A 5,609-nucleotide genomic window follows, 5' to 3' on the forward strand; every position below is an offset into this window, starting at 1 on the left:
CGCCGGCGCGGACCCGGCCAGGACCCGCCGAGAACCACGGCCCCCGGGCCGGGCGCGCCACCGCGCCCGCCGGGGGCCTTCCGCTGCCCGCGGGCGCTTCCCGCCGCCCGCCGTGGCCCGGCCGCCCGCCCGCGAGGGCCCCGGGCCCGCGAGGGCCGGGGGGTCGCGGGGGCCGGGGGACGCGGGTCGCGGGGCGGGACAGCGGAACGCGGGGGCGGCACCCGGGTGAGGGTTCGGGTGCCGCCCCCGCGTGCGCGTGGCGCGGTCACGCCTGGGTGGACTCCAGGGTGCCGATCCAGTCCTCGATGATCTCGGCCGTCAGGTCGGAGCGCTCCTTGACCATGGCCATGTGGTCGGCCTGGATCATCCGGATCTCGTCCGTCGGCACCGGCACCGGCATGCCCGTGGTCTCCAGCTCGGTGCCGTCCACCTCGAGGGCGCAACGGATCAGCAGCTTGGGGGACTTGGGGTGCAGGCCGATGTCGGTGGCCTGGAGGAACCAGTGGGCCATGGCGGAGAGCCTGGCGCTGTTCATCCGGACCGCGGGCGAGTCCATGGTGGTGAAGTAGTTGGTGCCCACCGCGTCGAAGTTGATGCCCTCGCTCGACTCGTACCGCAGGCTCAGCGTGTCCAGCAGGATCACGCCCTCGGGGTGCACGTCCCAGGTCTCCTCCAGGACGGCCGCCGCGAAGTAGGCCAGGGTGCCGCCCGTGGAGTGCCCGGCGAGGACGAACGGCTCGCCGTCGCTCGCCTCCAGGATGCTCTCCGCCACGACCCGGGCGGCGGCCTCCGTGGTGGCGGGCAGCGGCTCGCCCGGCGTGAACCCGACCAGCGGCAGCGCCGACACGTGCCGCTTGCCCCGCAGGTGCGCCGCCATCCGCGCGTACATGTGCACGCCCGCGCTCGCGCCCGGCGCGCTGACGCAGATCAGCCGCGGGCTGCTCGAACCCTGCGCCAGCGTGACGGCCTGCGGCAGCTCCTCCAGCTCGGCCGGGGTCTCGAAGGTGGGCCGCAGCTCGGCGACCCGCTTCAGCATGCTCAGGCCCTGGCGGGTCTTGCCCTCGCTGACGGCCTTCATGAACAGGCCGTGCACGGTGTCCTGCGGGTCGACGGCCACCGCCCCGCCGCCGGCCGCGGCGACCGCGCCGCCGCCGACCTGCTGGCTCGGCAGCTCGGTCCGCAGCCAGGAGGCGAGCTGGGCCGGGGTCTTGCTGTCGAAGACGATGGAGGTGGGCATCCGCATGTTGAGCATCTCGGCGAGCTGGTTGCGCAGTTCGACCGCGATCAGCGAGTCGAAGCCGAGCACCAGGAAGTCGCTCTCCGGGTTGATCGCCGAGGCGTCCGCGTGGCCGAGGAGCACCGCCGAGGTGGAGACCACGAGGTCGCGCAGCAGCTGCTCCTGCCCCGCCTCGTCCAGGCCGCGCAGCTGGTCGGAGACCGTGACCGCGCCCGGCCTGCCCTGCTCGGCGGCGGGGGCCGGGTCCCCGAGCAGCCCGCGGAAGAGCGGGGTGACGCCGCCCTGGGCCCGCTGGCCCGCCTCGTTGAAGTGCATGGGGATCAGGCAGGACTCGTCGCGGGCGAGCGCCACGTCGAACAGCGCCATGCCCTGGGCGGGCAGCAGCGGGGGCATGCCGGAGCGGGAGATCCGGTCCATCGCGGCCTCGCTCAGGCCGCTGGTCATGCCGCTCTGCTGCGCCCAGGGCCCCCAGGCCAGGGAGGTCGCGGGCAGGCCCTGGGCCCGCCGCTGGGCGGCGAGCGCGTCCAGGAAGCCGTTGGCCGCCGCGTAGTTGGCCTGGCCGACGGAGCCGGTGACGCCGGAGATCGAGGAGTACAGGACGAAGGCGGCCAGGTCCAGCTCGCGGGTGGCCTGGTGCAGGTGCCAGGCGCCGTCGACCTTCGGGCGCAGCACGGTGCCGAGGCGGTCGCGGGTCAGCGAGGCGATCAGGCCGTCGTCCAGGACCCCGGCGGCGTGCACGACGGCGGTCAGCGGGTGCTCGGCGGGGATCCCGGCGAGCAGTTCCGCGAGCGCGTCGGGGTCGGCGACGTCGCAGGCGGCGAGGGTGACCTCGGCGCCGCGGGCGGTGAGTTCGGTGCGCAGCTCGGCGGCGCCCGCGGCGTGGGAGCCGCGGCGCCCGGCGAGCACGAGGTGCCTGACGCCGCGCTCGGCGACCAGGTGGCGGGCCAGTTCGGCGCCGAGGCCGCCGGTGCCGCCGGTGATCAGGACCGTGCCCGCCGGGTCCAGCTCCCGCGGGCCGCCGTCCGTGGGCTCCACGCGCGCCAGGCGGGCCACCCGGATCTGCGCGCCGCGCACCAGGAGCTGCGGCTCGTCCCAGGTCAGCACGCCGGTGAGCTGGGCGGCCGCCTCCACGGAGGAGTCGAGGTCGACCAGGAGGAAACGGCCCGGGTTCTCGGTCTGCGCGGACCGCACCAGGCCGCAGACCGCGGCGCCGGCCGGGTCGGTGACCTCCTCGCCCTCCGCGGCGACCGCGCCCCTGGTGACGAACACGATGTGGGCCTTGCCGAACCGCTCGTCGGACAGGGCCTCCTGGACGAGGCCGAGGACGCGGGCGGTGAGCTCGTGCACCGACTCGGGTCCCGGGCCGCCGGCGACCGGGACCAGGAACACGTCGGGGGCGACGCCGCCGTCGACCAGGGCCCCGGCCAGCGTCTCGCCGTAGGCGGTGACCGCCTCGCCCGCGCCGTACATGCGGTGCGCGAGGTCGAGGACGTCGTTGCCGATGACCGCCCACCTGGCTCCGGTGACGGGGGTGAGGTCGTGCGGGGCCGGCACCCACTCCAGCCGGAACAGGCCCGGGCTGCCCGCCGCGGGCTGCGCGGGGCCCGCGAGCCCGGGGGCGGTGGCGCCGCTGGGGCGGACGGCCTCGGACGAGGGCCAGTAGCGCTGGTGCCGGAAGGGATAGGTGGGCAGGTCGACGCGGCGGGCGCCGGTGCCCTCGAACCACGCGGCCCAGTCCACGCGCACCCCGGCCACGTGCAGGCGGGCCAGGGCGCCGAGGATGGTGGTCTCCTCCGGGCGGTCCTTGCGCAGCGCGGGCACCACCGTGACCCGGCGCGGCGCGTCCTCCAGGCTCTCCTGCGCCATGGCGGTCAGGACGCCGTCGGGGCCGAGTTCGACGAGCGCGCCGACGCCGGAGCCGGCCATGGCGCGCACCCCGTCGGCGAACCTGACGGGCTCGCGGACGTGGCGCACCCAGTAGTCGGGCGAGGCCAGCTCCTCCGCGGTGGCGAACTCGCCGGTGAGGTTGGACACGACGGCGATCCGCGGTTCGCCGAAGGACAGGCCGGCCACGACCGCCCGGAACTCGTCGAGCACCGGCTCCATCAGCGGCGAGTGGAAGGCGTGCGAGACCGGAAGCCGGCTGGTCTTGCGGCCCTCGGCGGCCAGCCCGGCGGCGATCTCCTCGACGGCCGCGGCGGCGCCGGACAGCACCAGGGAGCGCGGGCCGTTGACCGCGGCGATCGACACCTGGTCCTCGCGTCCCGCCAGCAGCGGCGTCACCTCCGCCTCGGTGGCCTGGACGGCGATCATGGCGCCGCCCTCGGGCAGGGCCTGCATCAGGCGGCCGCGGGCGGCGACCAGGCGGCAGGCGTCGGCGAGGGAGAGGACGCCGGAGACGTGGGCGGCGGTGATCTCGCCGACGGAGTGCCCGGCCAGGCAGTCGGGCGCGAGGCCAAAGGACTCGGCGAGCCGGAACAGGGCGGTCTCGACGGCGAACAGGCCGGGCTGGGTGAAGCCGGTGTGGTTCAGGAGCTCGGCATCCTCTCCCCAGAGGACCTCGCGCAGCGGGCGGTCCAGGAGGGCGTCGAACTCGGCGGCCGCCGCGTCGAAGGCCGCGGCGAAGACCGGGAACGCGGCGTGCAGTTCGCGGCCCATGCCCAGGCGCTGGGCGCCCTGTCCCGAGAACAGCACGCCGAGCGAGACGTCGCCGGTGGCGGCGCCGCGGGCCAGTTCGGTGATCTTCCCCTCGGCGGCGAGCAGCACCGCGCGGTGGTCGAAGGTGGCGCGGCCGGTGGCCAGGGAGTGGCCGATGTCGAGGGCGGGCCGGCCGGCGGCGAAGGCGGTGATGCGCTCCACCTGGGCGTCGAGGGCGTCGGCGGTCCTGCCCGACACGGGCAGCGGCACCGCGGCCGGGGTGCGGACGGGCGAGGGGGCGCTCTCCTCCGCCGCCGCGGGGGCGGCGGCCTGTTCGAGGACGAGGTGGGCGTTGGTGCCGGAGACGCCGAAGGAGGAGACGCCGGCGCGGCGCGGGCGGCCGGTCTCCGGCCAGGGGGTGTGCTCGGTGAGGAGTTCCACGGCGCCCGAGGACCAGTCCACGTGCGTGGAGGGCCGGGTGACGTGCAGGGTCTTCGGCAGTTCCCCGTGCCGGAGCGCGAGGACCATCTTGATGACGCCCGCCACGCCCGCCGCGGCCTGGGTGTGGCCCAGGTTCGACTTGATCGCGCCGAGCAGCAGGGGCCGTTCCGCCGGGCGGTCCTGGCCGTAGGTGGCCAGCAGCGCCTGGGCCTCGATCGGGTCGCCGAGCGTGGTGCCGGTGCCGTGCGCCTCCACCGCGTCCACGTCGGAGGCGGAGAGCCCGGCGGCGGCCAGCGCCGAGCGGATCACCTGACGCTGGGCGGGGCCGTTGGGGGCGGTCATGCCGTTGGAGGCGCCGTCCTGGTTGACGGCGGAGCCGCGGATCACGGCCAGGACCCGGTGGCCGTTGCGTTCCGCGTCGGAGAGCCGTTCGAGCAGCAGCATGCCGATGCCCTCGCCCCAGCCGGTGCCGTCGGCCGAGTCGGAGAACGCCTTGCAGCGGCCGTCGGGGGCGAGCCCGCCCTGGCGGGTGAAGCCGGCGAAGTTGCCCGAGGTGGTCATGACGGTGACGCCGCCGGCCAGCGCGAGGGAGCACTCCCCGTTGCGCAGGGCCTGGCCCGCGAGGTGCATCGCCACCAGGGAGACCGAACAGGCGGTGTCCAGGGTGACGGAGGGGCCTTCGAGGCCGAGGGTGTAGGAGACGCGTCCGGACATGACGGCGGCCGAGGTGCCCATGCCGGCGTGGCCCTCGACGTCCTCCTGGGAGGCGATCAGGATGTGGCCGTAGTCCTGGCCGTTGGTGCCGGCGAACACGCCCGTCTTGCTGCCGCGCAGGGACAGCGGGTCGATGCCGGCCCGCTCGATGGCCTCCCAGGACACCTCGAGCAGCAGCCGCTGCTGCGGGTCCATGGCGAGGGCCTCGCGCGGCGAGATGCCGAACAGCCCCGGGTCGAACTCGGCGGCGTCGTAGAGGAAGCCGCCCTGGAGGGTGGCGCTGTGGCCCTGCCCCTCCCCCGCCAGGGCGCCCAGGTCCCAGCCACGGTCGGTGGGGAAGCCCGCGATGGCGTCCCTGCCCTCGGCGAGGAGGTCCCACAGGTCCTCGGGGGAACGCACCCCGCCGGGGAAGCGGCACGCCATGCCGACGACGGCGATGGGCTCTTGCCGGCCCGCCTCGGCCTGTTCGAGGCGCTGCCGGGTCTCGTGCAGGTCTGCGGTGACCCACTTCAGGTATTCGACGAGTTTTTCATCGTTCGGCATCGCGGGGCGAACCTTCCTAATCAGCGGCAGTCCGGGG

At 75.6% G+C, this 5,609-nt stretch carries 1 protein-coding gene; it reads right to left on the reverse strand.

The window, feature by feature from the left end:
* Nucleotides 1–265: 265 nt before the first annotated feature.
* On the reverse strand, nt 266–5,572 hold the full coding sequence (locus tag D7294_RS15705; protein ID WP_120680060.1) for an SDR family NAD(P)-dependent oxidoreductase: 5,307 nt from the start codon (nt 5,570–5,572) through the stop codon (nt 266–268).
* Between the last annotated feature and the right edge of the window lie 37 nt (nt 5,573–5,609).

The sequence above is a fragment of the Streptomyces hoynatensis genome (assembly GCF_003626535.1).
GTDB lineage: Bacteria > Actinomycetota > Actinomycetes > Streptomycetales > Streptomycetaceae > Streptomyces > Streptomyces hoynatensis.